Here is a 26,057-nt window from a genome sequence, read left to right on the forward strand (position 1 = left end):
TGAGTGGCTCTTTTGGTTCGAAATAGGACGAAAAGAGCCGAGCCGCTGCGTCTGACTTATGTCCTGTCAAACGTTGGCGCTTAGCGGCTTGTTGTTCCCAAATGGTTGGGAGCGAGGCTTGGTTATCATCTTTACATCTCCGGTGTCTGTTCTTCTAAATTAGCATTAGATATTGCTCACAGTTTTATGCTAGAATCCGGCGATTCTCACTTGATGAAAACAGTTAAAGGAAGGCTTATGAAAGTGATCGAGGGTGGCTTCCCAGCGCCAAATGCAAAAATTGCTATCGTTATTGCTCGTTTCAACAGTTTTATTAACGAAAGTTTACTTTCTGGTGCAATCGATACTTTAAAACGTCACGGACAAGTAAGCGAAGACAACATTACTGTTGTTCGTTGTCCTGGTGCAGTAGAACTTCCACTTGTAGCGCAGCGAGTTGCAAAAACGGGTAAGTTCGACGCGATTGTATCTCTTGGTACAGTAATTCGTGGCGGTACGCCTCATTTTGACTATGTTTGTAGTGAATGTAATAAAGGTTTGGCGCAAGTGTCTCTGGAATACTCTCTTCCAGTAGCATTCGGCGTACTAACTGTTGATACCATCGATCAAGCTATTGAACGCGCAGGAACCAAGGCTGGTAATAAAGGTGCAGAAGCTGCACTAAGCGCACTTGAGATGATCAACGTTCTTTCTGAAATCGATTCCTAATGGGGGCCAGTGTGAAACCAGCCGCACGTCGTAACGCACGTCAATTTGCTCTACAAGCAATTTATTCTTGGCAAATTACTAAAGAAAATATTGCTACCGTTGAAGAACAGTTTTTATCTGGTGGTAAGTATGATGAAGAAGAAAATCATGCTGCAGAACCTGCACTTGCTATGCCAGAAACAGACGTTGCATACTTCCGCGACCTACTAACTGGTGTTGCTCTTAGCCACATGGAACTTGATAGCAAGCTTCGTCCATTCGTATCTCGCCCTATGCAAGATCTGGACTTAATGGAACTTGCTCTTCTACGTTTAGCTATGTACGAGATGACTCGTCGCGAAGATGTACCATACAAAGTGGTTATCAACGAAGCTATCGAGCTTGCGAAAGTATTTGCAGCAGAAGACAGCCATAAGTTTGTGAATGGTGTGCTTGATAAAGCAGCGCCACACGTACGTAAGAAGTAATCTCTACGTATATTGAATATAAAGGTCAGCTTTCATGCTGGCCTTTTTTGTAAGTAAATTTCAAAGATAGGGCATGTGATGTCTGGTGAATTCAACCTAATCGATAAATATTTCGTCAACCGGCAGCCTCAACGTAAAGACGTACACCTCGCCGCCGGTGATGACTGCGCTTTGGTGAAAGCCCCAAGTAATGTTGAGATCGCGATCAGCACCGATACCTTAGTCGCGGGCACTCATTTTCTAGCAGAAGCAAATCCGGCTTGGGTCGCGCACAAAGCGTTGGCTTCAAACATCAGTGACCTGGCTGCTATGGGCGCCACGCCCGCGTGGGTCTCTTTTGCCTTAACCATGCCAGAAGCGGATGAAGCTTGGTTAGCGCCGTTCTGTGACTCTTTCTTCAAACTAGCGGATTACTTTGGTATTCAGTTAATTGGTGGCGATACCACGAAAGGGCCACTAAGCCTGACATTGACAGTGCAAGGCTTTGTACCAGAAGGGAAAGCCCTACGTAGAGACGGTGCCAAGGTTGGAGACTGGATTTATGTGACAGGCAATCTGGGCGACAGCAAGGCAGGTCTAGAGGTTCTATTAGATCCAACAGCAAACCAATCTAAGCCTTATGCGAAAGAGCTTGAAGAGAGACACTACATCAGTTCTCCTCGAGTGTTAGCTGGCCAAGCGCTTGTCAATCTTGCTTCATCGGCAATTGATATCTCAGATGGTGTCATCTCGGATTTGAAACACATTCTTAAGCGCTCAGAGGTTGGTGCAAGCATCGACGTGAGTACCTTACCTATTTCCCCTGAATTACGCCAGTTTGCCCTAGATATCGCTACGGCGCAGCAGTATGCGCTGACCAGTGGTGAAGAGTATGAGCTTTGCTTTACCGTGCCAGAAGAGAATAAAGGTTCATTGGAAAGTGCTTTGTCACACACTGGAACAAAAGTCACCTGTATTGGTCAAATAAGACCTGTAGAATACTTTGACCTACACAATAATGGTGAACCGTTAAGTTGGAGCTTAACAGGTTACGATCACTTTAAGGTTAATTGATGACAAACCCACTATCTGCAATCTCTCTTAAGAACCCTTGGCACTTACTAGCAACGGGCTTTGGCAGTGGCTTATCGCCTATTATTCCTGGAACCATGGGGACACTTGCATCGATTCCGTTGTACCTGTTATTGGTTCAATTTCCTTTCCCAGCTTATGTGGCGGTGGTCGTGGTAAGTTGCATTATTGGTATCAAAATCTGCCAAGTGACGTCTGATGATATGGGTGTTCACGATCATGGTTCTATCGTGTGGGATGAGTTTGCGGGCTTTTGGATCACCATGAGCCTAGTACCAATGTTGAGCATTCCTGCCGATGATTGGAAATGGCTACTGACTGGCTTTGTTCTATTCCGCTTCTTTGACATGGTAAAACCGTGGCCGATTGGCTGGTTAGATGCCCGAGTTCATGGCGGTTTAGGCATTATGATTGATGATATTGTGGCTGGTATTATGGCGGCGATTTCACTGTATGCTGTGGCCCATTTTGCAGGTTGGTTAGCGTAAGCAAAGATTAAATAACACAAGGAATTAAAATGTCTAAGAAAGTTTACTGTATTGCTCAATTTCAACCGAAGGAAGGCAAACTGAACGAGCTGTTTGAGGTTTTAAAAGCACTAGAGCCAAACACTCTGCGTGAAGATGGCTGTATTCAATACACAGTAACTCGTCATATCCAGAGCCCGTTTGCGGAAGGTCAGAGCTTCCCGATCGCTTTCAACGAAATCTGGGCGGATAACGAAGCGTTTGAAGCGCATTGCCAACGTCGTGAAATTCAACAGTTCTTCCAAGAGCAGTGCGTTGATGAAACAGGTTTAGTTGAGAACTTCAATGTTGCTATCTACTCTGACGAACCTGAGAACTATGACGCACCTGTTCTTAAGCCGTGCTGCTAATTTGCTGCAACAACTGACTTAAACAGTGGCTATCTAATGAGTTAGCTGATACTAAAAAGGTTGGCTCTTGGGCCAACCTTTTTTGTTTTTGTTGCTTGTGCAGCTCGCTACTGAAAGCTATTTAGCAAGGTAGTCAGAGATAGACTTCTCAATACCTTTCGCGTCTAAGCCTAGTTCTTCATGTAGCTCACCTTGAGTGCCCTGAGCAATGAACTTGTCTGGTAGGCCAAGGTTCAGTACAGGTATTAGCAGTTTCTCTTGCATCAAGAATTCGATCACACCTGCACCTGCACCACCGGTAATCGCATTCTCTTCGATAGTCACCAGTACATCGTGGTCAGCGACAAGTTGTTTGATTAGAGCTTCATCTAGCGGCTTAACGAAGCGCATGTCTGCAACGGTAGCATCGATAGCGTCAGCAGCTTGAAGTGCATTTTCTAGGAAAGTACCAAAGCTCAGGATAGCAACCTTAGCACCATCTTTTGCTTGTGAGCTTTCACGAACGATACGGCCTTTACCAACCTCAATTGCAGTAAACTCACTTTGGATTTCTGTGCCCATGCCATTACCACGAGGGTAACGAACTGCACTTGGTCCATTGTGCTGGTGGCCAGTGTAAAGCATTTGGCGACATTCGTTTTCGTCGCTTGGTGCCATGATCACCATGTTTGGAATGCAGCGCATGAAGCTTAAGTCGAACGCACCTTGGTGTGTCTGACCATCAGCACCCACAAGACCTGCACGGTCAATGGCGAACATAACCGGTAGATCCATGATAGCGACATCGTGGATAAGTTGATCGTAGCCGCGTTGTAGGAAGGTCGAGTAAATAGCCACAATCGGCTTATCACCCGCAATCGCCATACCCGTTGCTAGCGTCACGGCGTGCTGCTCAGCAATCGCTACATCGAAGTATTGATCTGGGTACTCCTTCGAGAAACGCACCATGCCAGAACCTTCACGCATGGCTGGCGTTATCGCCATTAGCTTAGGATCTTGCGCTGCCATATCACACAGGAAGTCACCAAAAACCTTTGAGAAAGTTGGCTTAGAGCTGGTGCTCTTAGGTAAGCTTGAGTGTGCAGGATCGAATTTAGGTACGCCGTGGTAACCAATTGGATCTTTCTCCGCTGGCTCGTAGCCTTTGCCTTTCTTGGTCATGATATGCAGGAACTGAGGACCTTTTAGATCTCTCATGTTCTTAAGCGTTTTAATCAGCTCGTTTACATCGTGGCCGTCTACTGGGCCAATGTAATTGAAGCCTAGCTCTTCGAACATGGTGCCAGGAACAACCATGCCTTTTAGGTGTTCTTCTGTACGACGAACTAGCTCTTTAATTGGCGGAACGCCAGATAGCACTTTCTTGCCGCCCTCACGAATAGACGTGTAAAGACTGCCAGAAAGAACTTGAGCAAGGTGGTTATTAAGCGCACCTACGTTTTCAGAAATCGACATCTCGTTATCGTTTAGGATAACCAACATGTCATTGTGGACATCGCCTGCGTGGTTCATGGCTTCAAATGCCATACCAGCAGTAATCGCACCGTCACCAATCACACTCACAACTTTGCGGTTCTTGCCTTCTTTTTTGGCGCTGATCGCCATGCCGAGTGCGGCACTGATCGATGTTGAAGAGTGACCAACAGAAAGTGTGTCGTACTCGCTCTCTTCACGCCATGGGAATGGGTGCAGTCCATCTTTTTGGCGGATAGTCGACAAGCGGTCACGGCGACCTGTCAGGATTTTGTGCGGGTATGCTTGATGGCCAACATCCCAAATCAATTGGTCAAAAGGCGTGTTGTACACATAGTGCAGAGCTACGGTGAGTTCTACCGTACCTAAGCCTGACGCTAAGTGACCACTTGATTGACTCACTGAGTTAAGAAGATAGGTGCGTAATTCATCACAAAGCTGTGTTAGCGTCTCTTTTGGGAGGAGACGCAAATCCTCTGGCTTATCAGCCAAAGCAAGAGTTGGGTATTTTGATATATCAAGAGTCATAGGTAATGCGCGCTTATTGTCTTAGTTCTTGCGCTCGATGACGTATCGGGCGAACTCTTCGAGTAACTGGGTATTGTATGGGATCGCGGCCAAAGCTTGAAGCGCTTCCTGCAGTAGAGATTGCGCTTTTTCTTGAGCGCCCTCTAAACCTAGCAAAGAAGGGTAGGTGCTTTTGTTCAAATCTTGGTCAGAGCCCTGTGGTTTACCCAACGTTTCGGTGTCGCCAATGACATCCAAGATATCATCTTGAACTTGGAAGGCTAACCCGATGGCATCTGCGTATTTATCTAACAGAGGCAGTACCTCGAACGCTTTTTCACCTGCAGCTAGCGCACCTAAACGGATTGCACTCTTCATAAGAGCTCCAGTTTTATTGCGGTGAACTTCTTCCAGCTCTTCAAGCGTCACTGCACGGTTTTCAGCTTCGATATCGAGTGCCTGACCGATACACATACCTTGAGCCCCAGAGGCTTCAGCTAGGCGTTGAATCATTCGAACGCGGTTGCTTTCCCCATCAGCACTTAATGTGCCTTCTGCAAGTATAGTAAATGCGAGAGTTTGTAGTGCGTCGCCTGTTAAAATAGCCGTCGCTTCATCGAATTTGATGTGACAAGTCTGGTGGCCGCGACGCAGTTCATCGTCGTCCATTGCTGGAAGGTCATCATGAATCAGAGAGTAGGCATGAATACATTCGACTGCAGAAGCTGGAGTATCAAGTTCTTCCGCGGTGCAGCCGAGCATTTCCCCTGTAATATAGACAAGAAATGGACGCGCGCGTTTGCCGCCTAAAAGCAACCCATAACGCATTGCGTTGATCAGACTCTGATTTTGGTGTGGCAGGCGGTCAAGCCAAAGGTTCAGTTGCTCGTTATTACGTGCTTGATAAGACAATAAAGTCTCGATCATAGGGGATCTCATACAATTCGTTATTCTGGTTGTGGGTTAAAGTCACTCAGTTCTGCATTTTCGTCATCTTGCAATAGGATGCTAACACGTTGTTCTGCATCGTTTAGTTTACTTTGACCTGCACGAGCGAGGGAGATGCCTCGTTCGAATTTTTTCAGCGCATCATCTAAAGCTAGATCACCGTTTTCTAGTTGATCAACCAAGCCATCGAGCTCTTCGATTGCCGCTTCAAAGCTCATATTTTCAGGTTTCTTAGTAGCCATAATAAATCTGCGTTTGGAAAGATGAACGAACGTTACCCTAGGGCGTTCAGATGGTCAAATGTAACCAATAAATTTTGTTAGAAAGTTCGTTTTTAAGAGGCTTGAAGCCGCTTTCTTTTAATAACCCTACCTTTCTCGAGTTTATGGTTGTTCGAGAAGGGGGAAGCGAGTAATAGTTGTGATACAAAAAGCAAAAGTGTGATACTTAGACCAAGAATTTACTAAAAGATCTTATAGTCTTGCCGATAAAAGGATTATCGTCGACGTAGAGCTACAAAAAAGCATGAGGAGTGCTCAGTGGATTTAGCAACCCTAATAGGTTTGATTGGTGGATTTGCCTTTGTAATCATGGCAATGATCCTTGGTGGAAGCCTTGGGATGTTCTATGACACGACATCCATTTTGATCGTGGTTGGTGGTTCAACGTTTGTTGTTCTAATGAAGTTCACCATGGGACAGTTCTTTGGCGCGGCTAAAATTGCCGGCAAAGCATTTATGTTTAAAGCTGATGAGCCTGAAGATCTTATCGCTAAGATTGTTGAAATGGCGGACGCAGCACGTAAAGGTGGTTTCTTAGCTCTGGAAGAGATGGAAATTAGCAACAGCTTTATGCAAAAGGGCATCGACCTGTTGGTTGATGGCCATGATGGTGATGTAGTGCGAGCAGCATTGCAAAAAGACATTGCGCTTACAACAGAACGTCACGAGCAAGGCGCGAAGGTGTTCTCTGCATTTGGTGATGTTTCACCTGCGATGGGGATGATCGGCACCTTGGTTGGTTTGGTTGCCATGCTTTCGAACATGGATGACCCTAAAGCGATCGGCCCTGCGATGGCAGTTGCACTCTTAACTACGCTGTATGGCGCAATTCTATCGAACATGGTGTTTTTCCCAATCGCAGACAAACTAGCGCTGCGTCGTGACCAAGAGACATTAAACCGCCGCCTGGTTATGGACGGTGTGTTGGCTATTCAAGATGGTCAAAACCCAAGAGTTATTGATGGTTACCTGAAGAGTTACCTGAATGAAGGTAAGCGTACGATTGATGGTGAACCTGCGTAAGAGGAGTTGAAGATGGATGAAGAGAATCCATGTAAATGTCCTCCTCCGGGTTTACCTCAATGGATGGGAACATTTGCTGACTTGATGTCACTGCTGATGTGTTTTTTCGTACTTCTGCTCTCATTCTCTGAGATGGATGTACTGAAATTTAAGCAGATCGCTGGCTCGATGAAGTTCGCATTTGGTGTACAGAATCGTTTGGAAGTAAAAGATATCCCGAAAGGGACCAGCATCATTGCACAAGAGTTTCGCCCTGGTCGTCCAGAACCAACACCGATTGATGTGATCATGCAGCAAACGATAGATATCACTCAGCAGACGTTGGAATTTCATGAAGATGAATCTGAGCGCGCTGGTGGTACCATGCGTGACCAAGGCAAGATGACCGGAGGCAAGTCGCCAGAGGTATCGACTCACGACAACCAAAACTCTGAGTCAGACCAACAGCAACAGCAAGCCGAAGATCAATCGCAAGAGATGGAAACCTTGATGGAAAGCATCAAGAAGGCGCTGGAACGAGAAATCGATCAAGGCGCGATTGAGGTAGAAAATCTTGGTCAGCAGATTGTGATTCGAATTCGTGAGAAGGGTGCATTCCCATCGGGTTCTGCTTTCTTACAGCCTAAGTTCCGACCTTTGGTGAGACAGGTGGCTGAATTAGTGAAAGATGTTCCGGGCATTGTTCGAATCTCTGGGCATACTGATAACCAACGTCTTGATTCTGAACTGTATCGTTCGAATTGGGATCTGTCCTCTCAGAGAGCAGTATCTGTTGCTCAAGAGATGGAGAAGGTGCGCGGATTCTCTCATCAACGATTGAGAGTACGTGGTATGGCGGATACTGAGCCTGTAGAGCCGAACGATACTGAATGGCAGCGTAGCCTGAACCGTCGCGTCGAGATCAGTATCATGCAAGGTGAGCCACTTTACAGCGATGAGGTCCCAGTGATTTCTGAATAGTACCTAGCTACGAGCTAAGCTGACTTATTAAACCAACCAGAAAGCCCAACCTTATGATGAGGTTGGGCTTTTTATTTACGTGATGAGTGTTGGTTTATCTACCCATCTATCTATAAGAATGCCGACTGTGAGTAAGCATGCTATTTTTAATAGGGTGTGTATTTATTACTGGTGCCAAAGCAAGCACTCTTTTCCTTGTTTCACTTTCTCATGTATAATTCGCGCCCTTAGATTTAGATATGATCTACTCTTGCTTCAAGTGCTGCGTAAATTCTCCAATTTACTTGGCGAAGAGCCTTTTAAAATTTTGAACATTAATGTTGTGAACGTACTATGAAATTTATTGTTAAGCCCCATCCGGAAATTTTTGTAAAAAGTGAATCGGTGCGTAAGCGCTTCACAAGGATTCTAGAGTGCAACATTCGTAACGTTATTCAGCGTCGCTGTGAAGGTGTTGCGGTATTTAACCGTCGTGACCATATCGAAGTGACGTCTGGGAGTGATAAGTACTATACAGAAGTGTTAGAGGCTCTGACTCACACTCCAGGTATTCACCACTCTTTAGAAGTACAACAGTCAGACTTCAAAGACTTGCACGATATTTATGAGCAAGTTTTAGAGCGCAGCCGTGCTGACATTGAAGGTAAAACGTTCTCTGTTCGTGCTAAGCGTCGTGGTAAGCATGAGTTCACGTCTATCGAGCTTGAGCGCTACGTAGGTGGCGGTCTGAATCAAGCGGTTGAGTCGGCAAGTGTTAAGCTGAAAGATCCAGAAGTAACGGTTAAAGTTGAAGTGGCTAATGACAAACTGAACCAAGTGCTAGCGCGTCACAAAGGCCTTGGTGGTTTCCCTCTAGGTACTCAAGAAGACCTACTGAGCTTGATCTCTGGTGGTTTTGACTCTGGCGTATCAAGCTATCTACACATCAAACGTGGTTCTAAAGTTCACTACTGTTTCTTCAACCTTGGCGGTCCTGCGCACGAGATTGGCGTTAAGCAGGTGGCTCACTACCTATGGAACAAGTACGGTTCTTCGGCAAAAGTGAAGTTCATCTCTGTTGATTTCGAACCGGTGGTTGCTGAGATCCTTGAGAACGTAGAAGACGGCCAAATGGGAGTAGTGCTTAAGCGTATGTTCATGCGTGCTGGTGGCATGGTTGCAGACAAGTTCAAGATCGAAGCATTGGTTACTGGTGAAGCACTAGGTCAAGTATCCAGCCAAACTCTAACTAACCTGCGTCATATCGATAACGTAACAGACACGCTGATCCTTCGTCCACTTATCAACTGGGACAAAGAAGACATCATCGATCTTGCGCGCGAGATAGGCACCGAAGACTTTGCGAAAGTAATGCCTGAATACTGTGGTGTTATCTCTAAGAAGCCAACAGTGAAAGCTAAGAAAGGTAAACTTGCAGCAGAAGAAGCTAAGTTTAACTTTGAAGTGCTAGAGCAAGTGATTGAGAACGCTCGTGTTATGGATATCCGTGATATTGAGAAAGAGAGCCAAGAGCAAGCTCCAGAAGTGGAACAGGTTCAAGCTGTTGCTGAGCACGCTATCGTTCTTGATATCCGTAGCCCAGATGAAGAAGAAGATAGTCCATTAGAAGTCGATGGCATTGATGTAAAACACCTACCTTTCTACAAGCTAGCGACGCAATTTGGTGACCTAGACCAAGGCAAAGAGTACCTATTGTACTGTGACCGTGGTGTTATGAGCCGTCTGCAAGCGCTTTACCTGCAAGAGCAGGGTTTCAAGAACGTTAAGGTGTACCGCCCATAGTCTGTTAGCTTAGAGCACGACTTAGGTTGTAACAGATACAGAAAGCCGCTTACTGAAAAGTAAGCGGTTTTTTATTTATCGGTTGATTGTTATTCTGTAATCGATACCGTTATTTCACTGTGTTGCTCGTATGGTCTTTTGTTTACAAACAAGCTGATGTTATACATCTATTTTTAGGTTGCAGCGTTAGCATTCGCATTTTTACTGAGATATACAGCTAGGTGCGTATCTTTGTATGCGTATGATTGTTTAAGTAAGCGAAGGTTAGATTTTGTGAGTAGAGTGAAAAATAGTAAGGACTAATTAGTATAGCTATTGATAAACTTGTTGTTACTTTTCTTTGGACATAAAAAAACACCGCCTAATAGGCGGTGTAAACAAATTTGACAGACAGGTCAAAATAAATACAGGAAGTAGATGCCTCGTTTCAGCGCGTAGCTACAACAAAACATTTGGTAGAACTCTACCCAACTCGAAAAGTACGAGTTTGCAAACACAACATCGCAGGAGCTAAGCCAATTGATTCTAGAGAGAATCAAGCCGTTCAGGCTAGCTGCTGCGGAATGAAATATAGAATTTCTCTAGCCGCTAGGCAACGGACAAATTATAATGTTTCAGATAAAAAAAACTAATGCTTATTTAGAGAGTAACTATGTCTCGTCGATTACCCCCATTAAACTCACTAAGAGTGTTTGAAGCTGCGGCTCGACACTTGAGTTTTACGCGTGCCGCTGAAGAGTTGTTTGTTACTCAAGCTGCGGTTAGTCACCAGATAAAAGCTTTAGAAGAGTTCCTGTCTTTGAAGCTTTTTCGCCGAAGAAACCGTTCTTTGCTGCTCACTGAAGAAGGGCAAAGCTACTTCTTAGATATCAAAGATATATTTACATCATTGGCTGAGGCCACTGATAAGGTGCTTGAGAGAAGTGAGAAAGGTGCGCTAACCATCAGTTTGCCACCAAGCTTTGCGATTCAATGGTTAGTACCAAGGCTTGCTGACTTTAATCAACAAGAACCTGATATCGATGTTCGAATTAAGGCCGTTGATATGGATGAAGGCTCGTTGACCGATGATGTGGACGTCGCAATCTACTATGGTCGAGGAAACTGGCCGGGCTTGAGAGCCGATAAATTGTATCAAGAGTACTTGGTTCCTCTCTGTTCCCCATCTGTGTTACTGGGAACAAAACCATTAGAATCTCTAAAAGATTTAGCATGCCATACGCTACTGCATGACACCTCTCGAAAAGATTGGAAACAGTTTGCGAAACAAAACGGCATTGATGGCGTTAATGTAAACCATGGACCGATATTCAGTCACTCAACTATGGTGCTTCAAGCTGCCGCACACGGGCAAGGTATTGCATTGGGCAACAACGTTCTCGCACAACCTGAAATAGAAGCGGGTCGCTTGATCGCGCCGTTTGATGAGTTTTTGGTAAGCAAGAATGCTTTCTATGTTGTCTGTCATGAGAAACAAGCCGACATGGGGCGCATCGCTACTTTCCGTGATTGGATGCTGGCAAAAGCGCAAAGTGAACAAGAGGATTTGCTTGATGAGTAACAGCATTATTGATGGTGAAGATAATCCCATCACCTTTATCTTTGCGCACGGCGCGGGCGCTGGTATGGACCATGAATTCATGCAGTCAGTAGCCAAAGGGTTAGCCTTTAAAGGGATACGAGTGGTTCGTTTCAACTTCCCTTATATGATTAATCGTGCTGAAGATGGTAAGCGTCGTCCACCAGACAGAGCACCTAAGCTGATCAAGGCCTATCAAGAGATCATTGAACAAACCGATGCTGATAAGCTTGTGATTGGTGGTAAGTCGATGGGAGGCCGTATGGCGAGTCACTTATCTGAGTTGGATAAAGTAGCAGCAATGGCTTGTTTAGGTTTTCCTTTTCATCCTCCGGGTAAGCCAGAGAAGTATAAAGGTGAACACCTCGCTTCTTTGCAAAAGCCATGTCTGATTCTTCAAGGTGAACGCGATACCTTTGGTAAGCGTGAAGAGTTTGCTGATTTCGACTTATCGGACTCTATTCGTGTTGAGTTTATTCCTGATGGTGATCACAGCTTCAAACCACGCAAGAGTTCTGGTTACACGGAGCAACAGAACATTGCGTTAACGGTTGAAAAGCTCTCTGAATTCATAAAAGAGGTGCTTAATGAAAAGTAAGTACCTACTTACCTTCGCTGGTCTATCTGGCGGTATTGCGGTGATGCTTGGCGCGTTTGCTGCGCACGGTTTAAAGGCGACTTTGCCTGAGTATCTCCTAGGCGTGTTCGAGACAGGGGTTCAGTATCAGTTTATTCATACGTTAGCGATATTAGCGTGTGGTGCTCTGCTACAGATGAAACTTGGCGCGAAATCACAAAAATATTTTTTCATTGCGGCAATTTGCTTTATCATCGGCATCCTTTGTTTTAGTGGCAGCCTGTATGCGCTGGCACTGACAGGAATAAAATGGTTTGGCCCAATAACTCCGTTTGGTGGTCTACTATTTATCATTGGTTGGGGAGTCTTCTCCTTCGCTGCTTTGAATATAAAAGAGGTAACTCAGTGAAACACGTACTACTTTATTGTCGCTCTGGTTTTGAAAAAGAATGTGCTGGCGAAATTCAAGACAAGGCAACACAACTGGAAGTGTTTGGTTTTCCTCGCTTAAAGAGCAATACCGGTTTTGTATTGTTTGAATGTTACCAAGCTGGTGAAGCGGATAAGTTGATCAAAGAGATCGATTTCCAATCATTGATTTTTGCTCGTCAAATGCTAGCTGTAGCGGTTGAAATCAAAGATCTACCAACCGATGACCGCATCTCTCCAATTCTTGAAGCACTTTCTGAGAAAGAAGGTTTCCCTCGTTGTGGTGATATCCGTATTGAAACTCCAGATACTAACGAAGCAAAAGAGCTACTGAAGTTCTGTCGTAAGTTTACCGTTCCAATGCGCCAAGCAATGCGTGGCAAAGGTTTGATGACAGCTAAGGATAATGCTAAGAGGCCTGTGCTTCATTTATGCTTCATCGCACCGGGTCACTGTTTTGTTGGTTATTCTTACCCAACCAATAACTCACAGTTCTTCATGGGCATCCCTCGTTTGAAGTTCCCTTCAGATGCGCCAAGCCGTTCTACATTGAAGCTAGAAGAAGCGTTCCACGTCTTTATTCCTCGTGATGAGTGGGATGAGCGTCTTGCTCCGGGTATGTGGGGTGTCGACTTAGGTGCTTGTCCAGGCGGTTGGACTTACCAACTAGTGAAACGTTCTATGTTCGTTCACTGTGTTGATAACGGCATGATGGCAGACAGCCTGATGGAAACTGGTCAAATCAAACACCACATGGTGGATGGCTTTAAGTTCGAACCAGATCGTAAGAACGTCACTTGGATCATCTGTGACATGGTTGAGAAACCTGCGCGCGTTGCACACCTTATGGGGGAGTGGATCATCAAAGGTTGGGCGAAAGAAGCACTATTCAACCTTAAACTGCCAATGAAGGGCCGTTACGATGAGGTTCTGCAAGATATTGAGAACCTAAAACTGTTCCTGATTGAGAACAAGGTGAAGTTCAAGATGCAGGCGAAGCACCTATATCATGACCGTGAGGAGATCACCGTTCATATTCAGTCGCTTTCAAACATCTCACCGCACTAATATTAGCGTTGATATACCAGCGATAAAAATGCCCCTTTAAGGGGTATTTTTTGTATCTAAAATTCGTCAAACACTCGGATTTGTGCATCTTGATGAGCATAAAATCGTCGAAATGCCGGCTATTTCAGTATTCGAATGTTAAAAAGGCCGTAAGTGATCGAGACTTACGGCCACCTATCTTCAGGGGTGATACGAAGCAGGATTTATTCAAAGATTCAGCAGCAAAACGAAGTAAGTTTTACAGCGAGGGCATCTTAGCAAAATTTGTTTTATGAAAAGTAAGTGAACGTAAGTAAAGAATGTAAATGATAAGAATTATCATTCAATTTATGTAATATTCACGTCCCCCTGACTTAAATCTATAAAATATAAAAACACAGTATGAAACTTAAAGCACTTTCAGTAGCCGTTACGGTTGCCTTAACTTCATTTACAGCCCTTGCTGCCGACGAACAAGAAACGGTAGTGGTAATTGGCTCAGCTCTTGATCAACTTGTTCAGACTGAAATCAACTCTGAAACACTTGAAAAGAAACAAGCATCAGACATTAAGGATGTACTAAATACTATGCCAAGCGTAACGGTAGACGGAAACGCACGTTACTCTCGCAAAGTGTATGTACGTGGTATGGAAGACAAGTTTGCCGTGGTGACTATCGATGGTGCTCGTCAAGAAGGTCAGCTGTTCCACCACTCAGGTGATCAGGCCATTGACCCAGCGATGCTTAAGCGTGCTGAAATTGAATTAGGCGGCAACTCTGCACTGTCGGGTTCAGGTGCGATTAACGGCTCATTTAGCTACGAGACAAAAGATCCAAGCGACCTTCTTAAGCCAGGCGAAAGCATTGGTGCTCGAGTTAAAACTAGCTACCAAACGGCTTACGAGCGTTTTGCAACCAACGTTGCTGTATATGCAAAAGTAAACGATAAGCTGCAATTTATGGGGATTGCAAACTACTCTGAAGATGGTGACCTGCACATCCCAGATCAGGAAGCGGTGACGTCTAAGCAAGGCGAATTGAAGTCTGGCATCGCGAAAGTGGTATTCATCCCGAATGACGCTAATGAATTTAAACTGACTTTTAACCGATACAATGATGGTGGTAAACGTCAGCTTTCTGGTGAGAAGGCCGGTGCTCTGTATGCGGATGAAGAGCACAATTACCACTCGCTTAACCGTGATACTGTGACTCTGCAACACGAATACGATGCAGGTAGTGACTTGGTACACCTAAAAACTAATATCTACTACAACCGCCAGTACATGGACCGTGATGCTCTAACTGAAGAGTACGGCGATTGGAATCAAGTAAATGGCTCTTGGGAATTTACTAAAGATGGTGACTTATCAATCCCACATCGTGAATACAACGTGACAACCATTGGTGGTGACATTCGCAATATCTCTTGGGTTGGTGAGCATGAGCTAACTTACGGCCTTGATGGTTATAAAGCAGAGCAGTGGATTGACGCGGGTGACGGCGTTTACCAAAGCGGTTCCAAGCAAGGCGAGGCTAAGAAGTACGGCATGGATGGCGGTACCGTGACAGCTTACGGTCTTTACCTGCAAGATATGTACGAGTTTAGCGACTTCCGTTTAACGACAGGTTTGCGTTATGACGTTCATAAGCTTGGTGGTGTTTACGATGGCGACTTCGACCAGTTGTCCCCTAAATTTAAAGGAGAATACCAAACCACGGATAATCTAAAACTTCGTGTAGGCTACGGTCGTCTATTCAAAGGCGCGTCATTGCCAGAGACTCTGACAATGAAAGCTGCTGCAGATGTTAAACAGTCTGATACTAAGGCGATGACGGGTAATAACTATGAGGCTGGTTTTGATTACGAGCTGACACGTCTACTGGCAGCAGACTACGCTATTCTAGGTTTTACAGCTTACACCTACAATCTAGATAATCAAATGCACCCAACTAAGAACAACACAACACTGGCTAACCAGTACGATGTTGAAGTGTGGGGTGTAGAAACGGTACTGAGCTACGCACTAGACTCTCTAAGTGTATACGCTAACCACTCTTACTCGGATGGTGACCAGAAAGATCTAGATAATGGTAAAACAAGCCACATGAGTAAAACTGGTATTCATAACTTCAAAGCGGGCTTTAACTACAGCCTAAACAGTGAGTTTGTGTTTGGTTGGGACTCTCGCTTCGTTCCTGGTAATGACTACACGGATGAAGATGGTGAGCAAGTGAAGCGTGCTGGTTTTGCTACGCATAATATCTGGGCGGCTTACACACCTACGTTTGCGAAAGACCTAGAGATGAATATAGGTGTTGATAACATTCTTGATAAGAAATACGCAGAGCATACTGGCTTTGGTATCTCTTGGGGGTCAGACAAGTACACCAGCTACGAAGCCGGTCGTAACTTCAAAGCTTCTATCGCTTATAACTTCTAATCATCCGATTAAGTTCAGTTAGGCGGCAGCCGAAAATAACAAAAAGCCTTAGTATCGACTAAGGCTTTTCCATATTTGGAACTTGGTATAAAAAAGGGTTTCTATGTAGAGCTAAGCGCTCGCTTCGTAACGAATATCTTGCAGGTTAAAACCTAAATCTATGTCAGTTTTGAGAGCTGAGACTTGCTTACACAATCTAGCTGACTCAATGTGTTCATCAAACTTCTTACGATATTTCTTCGGTAAGTCTTCCGCTTGGTATGCAGTTTCAATATCGGGGTACGAGGTTAATATTTCTTTTGCTGCTTTTGGCCCCACGCCTGGAATACCTGGCACTTGGCTAGAGCTTACACCGGTTAGTCCCCAGTAATCTGCAAGCTGCTCTGGCTTTACACCAAATTCCGCCTCGATAAAGGGCGTATCTAACCAGCGATGTTGGAAATAGTCTCGGATCTGCAGGGTTGGCGACAATAATTGGCAGTAGCCCTTGTCTGTAGAGATGATGGTGACGGTTTCGCCATGGTCTGCGACTTTCTTAGCCAGCGTTGCCACTAAATCATCAGCTTCATCACCATCGGACAGTAATGAGTCTATGCCTAATTCCCACCAAGCTTGTTGGATCGCATCGAGGCCTTGCATGAGCGGCTCTGGCATGGGTTTTCGGTTCTGCTTGTATGCCGGCAGTACTTCCGCGCGCCAGCCTCGGTCTTGCAGGTGGTGATCAAACACCGCGATGATATGAGTCGGCTTGGACTCGGCAATAATCTTATTCAGAGTGCGCGTTGTCGTGGTGATGGTTCTTGCTATATCGGTTGGATCCGGCTGAGCAGAGTGCACGCGTCGGATGAGGTTCAAAGCATCGATAATCACAAGATGGATAGACATAAGTTTCCACTAAATAGACAATAAAAAAAGGGGCTGCTAGCCCCTTATAGTAACGTATCAGTTAGTGAGTTGAAACGTTGGTAACGTAAACGTCTCAATCACTTGAAGCGATTTTGTAGCAAGGCACGTAATCGGTACCGCCCGGTAGCTTCATTCGATGTTGTTCAACAAAGTCGTTAAGTAACTGGTCCATCTTAGTCATCAGCTCTTTGTCACCATCGATAATGAATGGACCGTGTTTTTCTATCTCTAGAATACCCTCAGCTTTGACATTACCTGCAACAATACCCGAGAACGCTTTACGCAGATTTGCCGCAAGGCTTTCTGTTTTCTGGTCCATATGTAGGTCGAGTGCTGCCATCGATTCGTGAGTCGGTTCGAACGGCAGTTGGAACTCAGGTTCAATATGCAGTGACCAGTTATAGCTGTAGGCATCACCGGTCTCTTTACGGTGAGAACGTACGTCCGGCATAGCTTGCTTCATGATTTTCGCAGCGCGAGCTGGGTCATCAATCACGATCTCATAATGTTTTTGCGCTTCTGGACCTAATGTCTCGCCAATAAACTTATCAATCGAGCGGAAGTAAGCTTCGCTCTCTTTTGAGCCCGTTAACACAATCGGCATTGGCTGATCGGCGTTATTCGGGTGCATCATAATACCTAAGATGTACAACAGCTCTTCGGCAGTACCTGGACCACCAGGGAAAATGATGATGCCATGTGCCATACGAACAAACGCTTCAAGACGCTTCTCGATGTCTGGCATGATCACTAGCTCATTCACGATAGGGTTTGGTGGCTCTGCCGCAATGATGGATGGTTCAGTTAGACCTAGGTAACGGTGAGCAGTGTAACGCTGCTTCGCGTGACCAATTGCCGCCCCCTTCATTGGGCCTTCCATCGCGCCCGGTCCACAACCGGTACAGATGTTGAGTTCTCGTAGACCTAGTTCATTACCCACTTCACGAGTGTATTGGTATTCGTTGGCATTGATTGAGTGACCACCCCAACACACGATAAGGTTCGGTTCGATACCCGGAGTTAGTGCTCCAGCGTTTCTCAAAATACCAAACACTAGGTTAGTAATATGAGTGGCGTTGGTTAGGTTAAGCCTTTGGTTGTCGGCTAGGTGCATGTTGACGTACACAATGTCACGCAGCACTGAAAATAGGTGTTCTTGAATACCCTTGATGATTTCACCATCAACAAAGGCATGCTCTGGCGGATTGCTCAGCTCGAGCTTAATACCACGCTCACGGCGCACGACTTCTACATCGAACGATTTGTATTTATCGAGCAATTCCTTGGAGTTGTCGGTATGGCTACCCGAGTTAAGTACCGCTAACGTACAGTTACGATACAGTTGGTACAGATCACTAGACGCGGTTTTCTTAAGACGCTCAACCTCAAGTTGAGAGAGTAAATCCATGCTACCGGCAGGGCTGATATGAGTGATCATAGTGCCTCCTTGTTGATAAGAGCAGGGGGAGACAGTTAAGTAACCCTCTGACTCGAGAGTGAGAAGCAAACGTTGAAAGTGTTTGGTTAAAGGTGAGAGAGTTAACCAGACGAAACGGATACGACAGCGTTGCTTAATGGATTATATAAACTGCTCAAGAGCGAATATATGGCATTGCTTGCCAAGAATGCTTGTTAAGCGAATGTTAATCATTAGCTTAGCAAACATTGAGGAAATTGGTATGTGATAAGTATTTGAAAAAATGAAATAAATTAAATTTAAGGCCGCTTAGTGCCAAACAAGTTGGTTGCTACCGCGCTGTTTTGCCTTATTTAAAGTTTTATTGAGTCGCTCTAATACTTCTTCAGGTGTATCTGACTCTTTGAACTGAGTACTTGCAGCACATAAAGTTATCGTGATTTGTTGGTCACGGAACTTAAATGGTAAACGGCTCACTTGAGTCTGAATGTTGTGTATCACCTGATGGCAGTATTCATCGGCTTGCTCAGGGAGTAGTAAGACAAACTCTTCACCAGAAAAACGAGCCACAGTATCAGTGGTGCTGGTTTCTTTGGTGATGGTTCGTGCGATGATTTTCAGAGCTTTATCGCCGGCTGTGTAACCAAAGCTATCGTTGATCGATTTGAAGTTGTCGATATCAAGCAGTACTAAACGTAGCGAGTGTTGTGCACGAATCCAACGGCGGTACTCAAGTTCTAAACGATCAGTAAAAGCAGTACGGTTGTAAACCTTCGTTAGAGGATCAAGTAGCATGCGCTGAGCCTGATCTTCTAGACGTTTGCGGTAATCTTGCGTTACTTCGTACAGTGAATCGAGCTGAGTTTTTCCGTAGCTCATTCGTTCGATCAGTGCCTGCTCTTTTTGCTCTGCATGATTCAGTCTTTCTGATAGAGAGGCAATTTCATTGAGTAGGGGACTGATCGACTGCTTTAAGCTATCAATATCCATCGCTTTATCTAAAGAGTTCTGACTCTTACTCACTAGCTCCGTCAGCTCTGAGTTTAGACCTTGGCGATGCTCAAAATAACTTTGGCTTTGATCGGTATTTTGAGCTGCCGTTTTGATGCTCGATGCGAGTGACGCGTTGAGTTGATCGATGAACTGCTCAGATTTTTTTCGCTCTAGCGTGGTGCCTTCAATGACCAGTTTGAGGATCTGAAGTGTCAGCTCAAGCAGGTTTTGTGAAGAAACACCAAGCAATAGCTTTGCGCGAATATCGGTTAGCATGTCACCTGATTCTCCCTCAAAGTCGAGTTCAGTAATCAGATGTTGTAATTCGTTTGATAGGTCGGAAAGGAGCTCTTGTTCCGGAGATTGGGCAGCGTCAGCAAACTGCGAACGTGAGTTGTTCGCCATAATCTTTATGGCACGCTCATAAATCCCGAGTAGCTTTATTGCATGGTCGACTTTCTGACTGCTATTGCATTCGGAGAAGCTAAGTAAGTTTCGTAGGTCTCGTTTGATCTGCGCTGGAAGACCAGTTATGCGTTGCAGCGTTTCCCCACTGTGCTTAATGCTATCGTCCAGATATCCGTTCTGTTTATCCATAGCCAACGTTTTCTGCTTTAGCATCCTTTCAAGTACTGCCAGCTTTGGGATCATTGAGCTAATATCTTTTTGCTTTTCTAGCTCTTCCCTAAGGGCAATGAGGTTTTCATCTAAATGGCTATTGCTGCCAACGCACGCGTCGCTTAACGATGTGACGATACGCTTTAGAACTTTTTGCTCGCGAATAAATTTGAACGAAGTGTCTCTTTGCGTCAAACGAACTTGCTCTAACTGAAATTTCAGCTGGTGGAGTTGCGCCTGAATGTCTTTTTCAAGAATGCCCATAGATGTATTAAATAGCGCCGCGTAGATCGAACTCGATCATTTTGATGAAATTCCGTTACATCGATAATAACAAAACTAAAAATAAGGTCACGAGTTGCAAGTCTTAACCGCTCGCAAATCAGTCATCTTTTAGCATTTTTTTGATGTTGTCCTCATTCTGGTATGAGGATTGTACTTTTATTAGCCCTTGATTAATCGCATGTTTACAGGCTTCTCTTATGTTACCTGTTGCAAGGCTAGCGGCGGGTGCATTGTCGATGGCTTTGAGGTATACCCATTGGCTGCTGCGCTCTTTGAGACTTATCTCACGCGCTAGGTTTGTTGACATCAATAGTACATCTAATAGCTCTTGATCGTTTATCGCAGTGTACGCACGTGGCAAGAATGGATAATCAGCGATACCCATGCGAACGTTACGATTAATATTACGTTCGGTCTCGAACTCATTTACCCAATCTTGAACCTTTCTGAACATGGCTTCAGGCGATGAGTCTCGGTCTGAATTCGGTTCGATGTAGAGTAGGTTGGCATCCGAAAAATGGTAAACGCGAGAAAGGCCTTCCAGTTTCGATTTGAGGTACTCACCGAACGCATCTTCAAGCTCAAGGCCGGCTTTGTAACCATTCTGCGTGTACATATTGCGTAGGAAAGGTAGATCAATCATTACGAAGCGCAAACGGTCGTTCAGTGGTTCATGAATCAGTTCCCCCATCTGCCATTGCTCAAAGGTTTGACTCGTTTGCTCCAAAGAGTTCGACAGCTTGGCGTTTAGCATTCTTAGGTTAGGCAGCTTGGAACGTGAGTGCGTAAAGAGATCGGTGCGCAGTGAATCGACTTCTTTAGCCAAGGTTTGAATGATGTAGCCTCGGCGTAGAACGAAGAAGAACAGCACAATACTGAATAGGAATAGCGCGAAGGCGATCTTCTGGAACTTGCGATGTTCAAGTTTGTATTTTTCTAGTTCTTGCGCTTGACCTGCGTAGTGCAAGGTCTGCTCGGCAAACTCTTTCTGTTGGCGGAATGCATCTTCACCAACACGGTTGAGTTTTTGCTGCTCTAAAGAGACTAGGCTGTTGTACTGCTTGAGGTTAGCAAGAGCCTGCTGTGGGCGACCGGCTTGCTCGTAACCCAAAGAAAGCAAGTAGTATGAGCGTTGTGACAAGCGAGAGTTCTCGACTTGGCGTGATATCTCAAGTGCGCGTGTCGCATGCTTGATCACATCCTCGCTCTCTTGCAGGTGGTAAGCCAGCCCAGCCGATAGCAGTGCTGCACGGCCTTCTAGTTTTGGTATATCGGTATACTTGAGCAGTTCAAGAGCACGAGTGAGGTACTGTTCTGCAAGAGGGTAATTATAAAGGCGCAGGTAAGTCGCTGATAAACTTAAGCGAATATCGATGACTTGGTAGATATCTCGGTCAGTACTTTCGTGGTCTAATACATTGAAGAAATGCACTAAGGCAAGATTGTATTTGCCTTGGTAGAAGTACACATCACCCATTTTCTTAAGCACTTGAGCTAACACTGGCGAGTTTTCAAAGTTATCATAGAAATCAGCGGCTTGAGATAGATGCTCTAGTGCTTTGTCTAACACTTGGCGCTCGAAGAACAGCTGTGCAAGTAGACGGTTAACTTTTGCTAAGCGTGCACTTAGGTTGACTTCAACTGACTTCCAGTAGCCATATAACAATTCAGACAGCGCGTGATTGTACTCTTTGTGGTTCAGGTAAAACTCGCCGACTGCGATGTGGTAGTCGATGGATACTTTTTCTGGATAACGTTGGTCGAGGTAATTCTTGGCTTCTTGGTAGTACTTTTCCGCTTCATCGATCTTGTTGTCGTATGACGCAATGTCTGCTTTCAACATGATTAAGCGGTAGGTAATACCTTCCGTTAAACGTAAGGTTTTGCTGACTGATTCTAGGTTTGCTTCGATGGTTTCGAGTTCGGCTTTGGCTTTGGCTGACTTTCTGTCATTGAGCCAAACTAAGCGAACTTTTAAGATCTCAAGATCCACCTTTAGATAGTCGAGCTTGTAGGTTTTAGCGAGCTCAGAGGCTTTTTCGATGTGCTTGATCGCAATACGAATATTGCCAAGGTTGTACTCCGCTTTCGCTAAAATCTTGTAAGCATCAATACTGCTGTTTGGGGTGCGGATTGAAGAGTCTGTTTCTTCTCGAGAAATCGCTGAAGGGCTTTTCTCGCGCTGATCAGAAAGGACACGCAGCGTCAGGTAGCTGTTGGCCATTTTTTTTGCTTGGCTTGGTTCTATCTCAACTAAATTATTGGCTTCGTTGAGTAGCGCCGAAGAATAGACCGACGCGTTCACCGAGGTGCTCAAGCTTAAAATAAATAGGCTAACAACGTATAACCAACGCATTTCAGTGTCCTTTAAAGATTAGGTAGGTGCCAAATAAGTATGTGGTTTGAAGATTATTGGCGAGCCATGCGCTTATTGTGGCTTGGTCTATCTTGCTCTGTTGAACGGTATGGGTTGATATCCAGACCACCACGACGCGTGTAACGTGCAAACACTGTTAACTTCAAAGGCGCGCAGTATTTCATGATATCGGTGAAGATACGCTCAACACATTGTTCGTGGAATTCGTTGTGCTCACGGAAAGAAACTAAATAGCGCAGCAGGGCTTCACGGTCAATTTGCTTGCCTGAATATGCGATCTCAACGCTGCCCCAATCCGGTTGATTGGTGATCAAGCAGTTCGATTTCAATAGGTGGCTGTGCAGTGTTTCTTCGACTTCTTGTTCGCCAGCAGCACCTTCAAGCAGAGACGCTTCAAAGTCGTAGCTGGTGATTTGGATATCTTGAGTATCGATACATTCACCTTCCATCGTCACGATAGGTTGGTTGGTGTAGTCGGTTACCGAGTTAACATTCACGATTACAGCTTCGCCTGCACATGCCGACAGATCTTGAGTTAAGCGTTCAGTCACTTGTTCCCAGTTTTCGAATTGAGTCTGGTTGTAGCTGTTTAGATATAGCTTGAAAGATTTTGATTCAATTAAATTTGGGCTCGTTGCTGGGATGAAAACTTCACCTACCGCCACTTGTGGTAGGCCATTTGTGTTCAGCCATGAAAGCTCGTACATGGTCCAAATATCATGACCAACAAAAGGCAATTCGCCGTTTAGCGCGAGATCGTCACGATTCAGGCTGCGAGGTACTGGTTGCAACAAACTTGCATCGTATTGGTTAGAGTACTCAGTTTTTTGGCCTAGCGTTAAGCCCGCTAGTTCTTTTGCGTCAGAATATTTGCTCATACTTTCGTTTCAAATTCGATTAGAATAGGGTCGATTTTACTGAATCCCCTTTACCCTGTCATTACTTATTAGACAAGCTTATTTGGCAAGGAAAGGCTCAGATTCTACTTATTATTATGTGTTTAGGAGATTTTCATGACTCAACGTGCTCAAGACGCACTGGTTTCTTTTAGTCAGCGATACGTTGACGCGTGGCAACAGCAACACCAAAGCTTACCTCGCAATGAGGAGTTGGTGGACATCGTATCGCCATGCGTAGAAGAAAAGAGCGGTGACGCTGTGTTATGGAAACACTACCCACGTGAGCAATTTGCTGATTTTACCAATGTAGAAACAGGCATCGAGCTAACGCTGCATGAAGACATCAAAACCTTCTATGGCGCTCAATACAGCGCAGATATGAATGCGACATTTGATGGTAATGAGCTGACTCTTTTGCAAATTTGGAGTGATGAAGACTTCGAATGCCTGCAAGAAAACATTCTAGGTCACTTGGTAACGCAGCGTCGTCTAAAGCTGAAACCGACGGTTTTCATCGCAGCAACTGATGCAGAGCTGGATGTTATCTCTATCTGTAACTTGACTGGCAACGTTATTTTAGAGCGCTTAGGCACTAAAAATCGTGATGTACTCGCTGAAACATTGGCTGAGTTTTTAGAAAAGTTACAACCAGCGGTATAGATAGATGTACGTACTAGAACTTCAATTTGAGTGTTTTGATAACACAACGGTAAGCGCTGTCGACAAGGCGGTGAATGGCTTAATGGATGCACTACGTTATAACGGACAAGTACTAGGCCGTGAGTTTCCTATCGTGATGGGTGACGGCGAGTTTTACGTTCGTGTTGTCTGCCCGGAGCAAGATAGCTTACACCCTCGTAATCACTCAGATTTTGTGAAAGTGTGCTTGGATCGTTTGTCTAATGCGAGTCTGCTGACTCCTAAAATGCGCTTGCTGGGTCGAGATTTGAACTCAGAAGAAGTGGCTGAAGATGAAGCGCCTAGTTGGCAAGTACTGTACACCACCTTTGTCCATACCTGCTCACCGCTACGCAGTGGTGATAGCTTGTTGCCGATCCCACTATACCGTAATCCACCTACCTTTAATGGCGACCATAAAGCTGTGCTGAAATGGCAGACGGAATGGCAAGCCTGTGATGAAGTACAAATGGGTGGTGGTTGTCGAGCTGAACACGCGACTTTGGCGGAAATCAGCGATACCAAAAGCGTACTGTTCAAACGCGGTTGGGGCTTAAGAGGGCGTATCGAATACCTGACTAAGATTCCTACTTACTACTACTTGTACCGTGTGGGTGGCATTAGTTTGAAAGGCGAAAAAGAACGTAAATGTCCGCAATGTGGTGGCGAATGGCTGCTAGATGCGCCGATTCACGATATTTTCTATTTCAAGTGTGATGATTGCCGTCTGGTATCAAACATCTCTTGGGATCAGCTAAAGTAATGACGGTGTTCTTAGCATGATAGGCTTATGAGTGAGCTTCGAGTAATCGAAAAAGGGGCTGACATAATACCAGCCCCTTTTGGTATCTATAGGGTAGTGAAGTGAGGCAGATTACCAGCCTTTAACTACGCCACCTTGGAAGATGTCAGAAGCTGCTTTGTACACTTCTTCAGTTTGGTAAGCTTTAACGAAGTTTTGTACGTTCTCAGCGTTTAGATTCTCTTCACGAGACACAATTAGGTTCACGTATGGAGACTCTTTGTCCTCAACGAATACGCCATCTTTTTGTGGAGTCAGGTTGATAGAGCTCGCGTAAGTTGTGTTGATGATAGACAGAGCTACGTCATCAAGAGAACGTGGTAGTTGTGCTGCGTCTAGCTCAACAATCGTTAGGTTCTTAGGGTTCTTAACGATGTCACGTACTGTTGCAAGAAGACCTGCACCTTCACGAAGTTCAAGTAGACCTTGTTGTTCAAGAAGCAGTAGAGAACGACCTAGGTTTGTCGGATCGTTTGGTACAGCGATGCGCGCGCCTTCTTGGATTTCGTCTACCGATTTCACTTCTTTCGAGTAACCAGCAATTGGGTAAACAAACGTGTTACCAACGATTGTCAGTTTGTAACCACGGTCAGCCACTTGCTGATCTAGGTAAGGTGCATGTTGGAATGCGTTGATGTCGATAGAACCGTCATCTAGTGCTGCGTTTGGTGTTACGTAATCAGTGAACGTTACTAGTTCAACATCTAGGCCGTACTTCTCTTTCGCTACTTTAGCTGCAACTTCTGCAACCTGAGCTTCAGCACCTGCCATTACGCCCACTTTTACTTTAGAAGTGTCGACTTCTTTATCACCACAACCTGCTAGAACTAGCGCTGAAGCTGCCGCTGCGATAGTTAGTAAACCTTTAAGGCTAAATTTCATAATAATCTCCTTTTTATGAATCTATTTAA

24 protein-coding genes are annotated in these 26,057 nt (G+C 45.0%); 15 read left to right on the forward strand and 9 right to left on the reverse strand.

Annotated elements, in window-relative coordinates; translation table 11 throughout:
- The first annotated feature begins 237 nt into the window (after window positions 1–237).
- The 5 genes from ribH (at window position 238) to A3712_RS17890 (ending at window position 3,123) form a co-directional block, all read left to right on the forward strand.
- Window positions 238–708, forward strand: coding sequence for a 6,7-dimethyl-8-ribityllumazine synthase (gene ribH / locus A3712_RS17870; RefSeq protein WP_004741508.1), 471 nt, complete (start codon window positions 238–240; stop codon window positions 706–708).
- Window positions 708–1,175, forward strand: coding sequence for a transcription antitermination factor NusB (gene nusB / locus A3712_RS17875; RefSeq protein WP_004741509.1), 468 nt, complete (start codon window positions 708–710; stop codon window positions 1,173–1,175). Before ribH ends, nusB begins: the two co-directional genes overlap by 1 nt.
- Before the next feature lie 78 nt (window positions 1,176–1,253).
- The gene (thiL, locus tag A3712_RS17880) at window positions 1,254–2,228 is read left to right on the forward strand and encodes a thiamine-phosphate kinase (RefSeq protein WP_063524518.1); all 975 of its coding nucleotides are present in this window, start codon (window positions 1,254–1,256) and stop codon (window positions 2,226–2,228) included.
- Entirely contained in the window at window positions 2,228–2,734 is a 507-nt protein-coding gene (gene pgpA, locus A3712_RS17885; RefSeq protein WP_063524519.1) for a phosphatidylglycerophosphatase A, read from the forward strand. The genes thiL and pgpA overlap by 1 nt, the downstream gene beginning before the upstream one ends.
- Window positions 2,735–2,763: 29 nt before the next feature.
- Window positions 2,764–3,123 (forward strand): putative quinol monooxygenase, encoded by a 360-nt coding sequence (locus tag A3712_RS17890; RefSeq protein WP_008218634.1) that lies wholly within the window; start codon window positions 2,764–2,766, stop codon window positions 3,121–3,123.
- Window positions 3,124–3,240: 117 nt separating this feature from the next.
- Here A3712_RS17890 and dxs read toward each other — a convergent pair whose 3' ends face one another.
- The 3 genes from dxs to xseB are packed head-to-tail and all read right to left on the reverse strand — an operon-like array spanning window position 3,241 to window position 6,293.
- A complete protein-coding gene (gene dxs, locus A3712_RS17895; protein ID WP_063524520.1) occupies window positions 3,241–5,124 on the reverse strand; it encodes a 1-deoxy-D-xylulose-5-phosphate synthase in 1,884 nt (627 codons plus the stop codon).
- 21 nt (window positions 5,125–5,145) lie between these two features.
- On the reverse strand, window positions 5,146–6,030 hold the full coding sequence (gene ispA, locus A3712_RS17900; protein ID WP_063524521.1) for a (2E,6E)-farnesyl diphosphate synthase: 885 nt from the start codon (window positions 6,028–6,030) through the stop codon (window positions 5,146–5,148).
- Window positions 6,031–6,050: 20 nt separating this feature from the next.
- Window positions 6,051–6,293 (reverse strand): exodeoxyribonuclease VII small subunit, encoded by a 243-nt coding sequence (xseB, locus tag A3712_RS17905; RefSeq protein WP_063524522.1) that lies wholly within the window; start codon window positions 6,291–6,293, stop codon window positions 6,051–6,053.
- A 297-nt stretch (window positions 6,294–6,590) separates the two neighbouring features.
- On the opposite strand from xseB, the gene pomA reads away from it, so the two are divergent.
- The 8 genes from pomA to A3712_RS17945 all read left to right on the forward strand — a co-directional run bounded on the left by pomA (window position 6,591) and on the right by A3712_RS17945 (window position 16,171).
- Window positions 6,591–7,355: a flagellar motor protein PomA gene (pomA, locus tag A3712_RS17910; protein ID WP_063524523.1), complete on the forward strand. Its 765-nt coding sequence runs from the start codon at window positions 6,591–6,593 to the stop codon at window positions 7,353–7,355.
- 12 nt (window positions 7,356–7,367) lie between these two features.
- Entirely contained in the window at window positions 7,368–8,315 is a 948-nt protein-coding gene (locus A3712_RS17915; protein ID WP_063524524.1) for a flagellar motor protein MotB, read from the forward strand.
- 333 nt (window positions 8,316–8,648) lie between these two features.
- On the forward strand, window positions 8,649–10,097 hold the full coding sequence (thiI, locus tag A3712_RS17920; protein WP_063524525.1) for a tRNA uracil 4-sulfurtransferase ThiI: 1,449 nt from the start codon (window positions 8,649–8,651) through the stop codon (window positions 10,095–10,097).
- Between the two features lie 652 nt (window positions 10,098–10,749).
- Window positions 10,750–11,658, forward strand: coding sequence for a transcriptional regulator GcvA (locus A3712_RS17925; protein WP_063524526.1), 909 nt, complete (start codon window positions 10,750–10,752; stop codon window positions 11,656–11,658).
- Window positions 11,651–12,274 (forward strand): alpha/beta fold hydrolase, encoded by a 624-nt coding sequence (locus A3712_RS17930; RefSeq protein ID WP_063524527.1) that lies wholly within the window; start codon window positions 11,651–11,653, stop codon window positions 12,272–12,274. The genes A3712_RS17925 and A3712_RS17930 overlap by 8 nt, the downstream gene beginning before the upstream one ends.
- A complete protein-coding gene (locus A3712_RS17935; RefSeq protein WP_063524528.1) occupies window positions 12,264–12,662 on the forward strand; it encodes a DUF423 domain-containing protein in 399 nt (132 codons plus the stop codon). The genes A3712_RS17930 and A3712_RS17935 overlap by 11 nt, the downstream gene beginning before the upstream one ends.
- Window positions 12,659–13,750, forward strand: coding sequence for a 23S rRNA (cytidine(2498)-2'-O)-methyltransferase RlmM (gene rlmM, locus A3712_RS17940; protein ID WP_063524529.1), 1,092 nt, complete (start codon window positions 12,659–12,661; stop codon window positions 13,748–13,750). Before A3712_RS17935 ends, rlmM begins: the two co-directional genes overlap by 4 nt.
- A 381-nt stretch (window positions 13,751–14,131) precedes the next feature.
- Window positions 14,132–16,171 carry a TonB-dependent receptor plug domain-containing protein gene (locus A3712_RS17945; RefSeq protein ID WP_063524530.1) on the forward strand — a complete coding sequence of 680 codons (2,040 nt, stop codon included), beginning with the start codon at window positions 14,132–14,134 and terminating at the stop codon, window positions 16,169–16,171.
- Window positions 16,172–16,282: 111 nt separating this feature from the next.
- Here the strand turns inward: A3712_RS17945 and xni are convergent, their stop codons facing one another.
- From xni to queF, 5 genes are all read right to left on the reverse strand, one after another.
- Window positions 16,283–17,056, reverse strand: coding sequence for a flap endonuclease Xni (gene xni / locus A3712_RS17950; protein WP_063524531.1), 774 nt, complete (start codon window positions 17,054–17,056; stop codon window positions 16,283–16,285).
- Between the two features lie 94 nt (window positions 17,057–17,150).
- The gene (ppnN, locus tag A3712_RS17955) at window positions 17,151–18,515 is read right to left on the reverse strand and encodes a nucleotide 5'-monophosphate nucleosidase PpnN (RefSeq protein WP_063524532.1); all 1,365 of its coding nucleotides are present in this window, start codon (window positions 18,513–18,515) and stop codon (window positions 17,151–17,153) included.
- 288 nt (window positions 18,516–18,803) lie between these two features.
- Window positions 18,804–20,369 (reverse strand): GGDEF domain-containing protein, encoded by a 1,566-nt coding sequence (locus tag A3712_RS17960; protein ID WP_063524533.1) that lies wholly within the window; start codon window positions 20,367–20,369, stop codon window positions 18,804–18,806.
- Between the two features lie 118 nt (window positions 20,370–20,487).
- Window positions 20,488–22,746, reverse strand: coding sequence for a tetratricopeptide repeat protein (locus A3712_RS17965; RefSeq protein WP_063524534.1), 2,259 nt, complete (start codon window positions 22,744–22,746; stop codon window positions 20,488–20,490).
- A gap of 53 nt (window positions 22,747–22,799) precedes the next feature.
- Window positions 22,800–23,645 (reverse strand): NADPH-dependent 7-cyano-7-deazaguanine reductase QueF, encoded by an 846-nt coding sequence (gene queF / locus A3712_RS17970; RefSeq protein ID WP_063524535.1) that lies wholly within the window; start codon window positions 23,643–23,645, stop codon window positions 22,800–22,802.
- Window positions 23,646–23,780: 135 nt separating this feature from the next.
- Between queF and syd the strand changes: the two genes are divergently transcribed.
- Together syd and A3712_RS17980 are read left to right on the forward strand one after the other, a co-directional pair.
- Window positions 23,781–24,326, forward strand: a complete 546-nt coding sequence (syd, locus tag A3712_RS17975) for a SecY-interacting protein (protein ID WP_004738534.1) — start codon at window positions 23,781–23,783, stop codon at window positions 24,324–24,326.
- 4 nt (window positions 24,327–24,330) lie between these two features.
- On the forward strand, window positions 24,331–25,107 hold the full coding sequence (locus A3712_RS17980) for a Zn-ribbon-containing protein (protein ID WP_063524536.1): 777 nt from the start codon (window positions 24,331–24,333) through the stop codon (window positions 25,105–25,107).
- Window positions 25,108–25,218: 111 nt separating this feature from the next.
- On the opposite strand, the gene A3712_RS17985 is transcribed toward A3712_RS17980, so the two are convergent.
- Window positions 25,219–26,028 carry a MetQ/NlpA family lipoprotein gene (locus tag A3712_RS17985; protein WP_063524537.1) on the reverse strand — a complete coding sequence of 270 codons (810 nt, stop codon included), beginning with the start codon at window positions 26,026–26,028 and terminating at the stop codon, window positions 25,219–25,221.
- Window positions 26,029–26,057: the final 29 nt, after the last annotated feature.

This window comes from Vibrio sp. HI00D65 (assembly GCF_001635455.1).
GTDB lineage: Bacteria > Pseudomonadota > Gammaproteobacteria > Enterobacterales > Vibrionaceae > Vibrio.

Excerpts from the sequence above, each read along its gene's own strand:
- ribH (WP_004741508.1), top strand. The coding sequence starts at position 238 with ATGAAAGTGATCGAGGGTGGCTTCCCAGCGCCAAATGCAAAAATTGCT.
- nusB (WP_004741509.1), top strand. The coding sequence starts at position 708 with ATGGGGGCCAGTGTGAAACCAGCCGCACGTCGTAACGCACGTCAATTT.
- thiL (WP_063524518.1), top strand. The coding sequence starts at position 1,254 with ATGTCTGGTGAATTCAACCTAATCGATAAATATTTCGTCAACCGGCAG.
- pgpA (WP_063524519.1), top strand. The coding sequence starts at position 2,228 with ATGACAAACCCACTATCTGCAATCTCTCTTAAGAACCCTTGGCACTTA.
- A3712_RS17890 (WP_008218634.1), top strand. The coding sequence starts at position 2,764 with ATGTCTAAGAAAGTTTACTGTATTGCTCAATTTCAACCGAAGGAAGGC.
- dxs (WP_063524520.1), bottom strand. The coding sequence starts at position 5,124 with ATGACTCTTGATATATCAAAATACCCAACTCTTGCTTTGGCTGATAAG.
- ispA (WP_063524521.1), bottom strand. The coding sequence starts at position 6,030 with ATGATCGAGACTTTATTGTCTTATCAAGCACGTAATAACGAGCAACTG.
- xseB (WP_063524522.1), bottom strand. The coding sequence starts at position 6,293 with ATGGCTACTAAGAAACCTGAAAATATGAGCTTTGAAGCGGCAATCGAA.
- A3712_RS17915 (WP_063524524.1), top strand. The coding sequence starts at position 7,368 with ATGGATGAAGAGAATCCATGTAAATGTCCTCCTCCGGGTTTACCTCAA.
- thiI (WP_063524525.1), top strand. The coding sequence starts at position 8,649 with ATGAAATTTATTGTTAAGCCCCATCCGGAAATTTTTGTAAAAAGTGAA.
- A3712_RS17925 (WP_063524526.1), top strand. The coding sequence starts at position 10,750 with ATGTCTCGTCGATTACCCCCATTAAACTCACTAAGAGTGTTTGAAGCT.
- A3712_RS17930 (WP_063524527.1), top strand. The coding sequence starts at position 11,651 with ATGAGTAACAGCATTATTGATGGTGAAGATAATCCCATCACCTTTATC.
- A3712_RS17935 (WP_063524528.1), top strand. The coding sequence starts at position 12,264 with ATGAAAAGTAAGTACCTACTTACCTTCGCTGGTCTATCTGGCGGTATT.
- A3712_RS17945 (WP_063524530.1), top strand. The coding sequence starts at position 14,132 with ATGAAACTTAAAGCACTTTCAGTAGCCGTTACGGTTGCCTTAACTTCA.
- xni (WP_063524531.1), bottom strand. The coding sequence starts at position 17,056 with ATGTCTATCCATCTTGTGATTATCGATGCTTTGAACCTCATCCGACGC.
- ppnN (WP_063524532.1), bottom strand. The coding sequence starts at position 18,515 with ATGATCACTCATATCAGCCCTGCCGGTAGCATGGATTTACTCTCTCAA.
- A3712_RS17960 (WP_063524533.1), bottom strand. The coding sequence starts at position 20,369 with ATGGGCATTCTTGAAAAAGACATTCAGGCGCAACTCCACCAGCTGAAA.
- A3712_RS17965 (WP_063524534.1), bottom strand. The coding sequence starts at position 22,746 with ATGCGTTGGTTATACGTTGTTAGCCTATTTATTTTAAGCTTGAGCACC.
- queF (WP_063524535.1), bottom strand. The coding sequence starts at position 23,645 with ATGAGCAAATATTCTGACGCAAAAGAACTAGCGGGCTTAACGCTAGGC.
- syd (WP_004738534.1), top strand. The coding sequence starts at position 23,781 with ATGACTCAACGTGCTCAAGACGCACTGGTTTCTTTTAGTCAGCGATAC.
- A3712_RS17980 (WP_063524536.1), top strand. The coding sequence starts at position 24,331 with ATGTACGTACTAGAACTTCAATTTGAGTGTTTTGATAACACAACGGTA.
- A3712_RS17985 (WP_063524537.1), bottom strand. The coding sequence starts at position 26,028 with ATGAAATTTAGCCTTAAAGGTTTACTAACTATCGCAGCGGCAGCTTCA.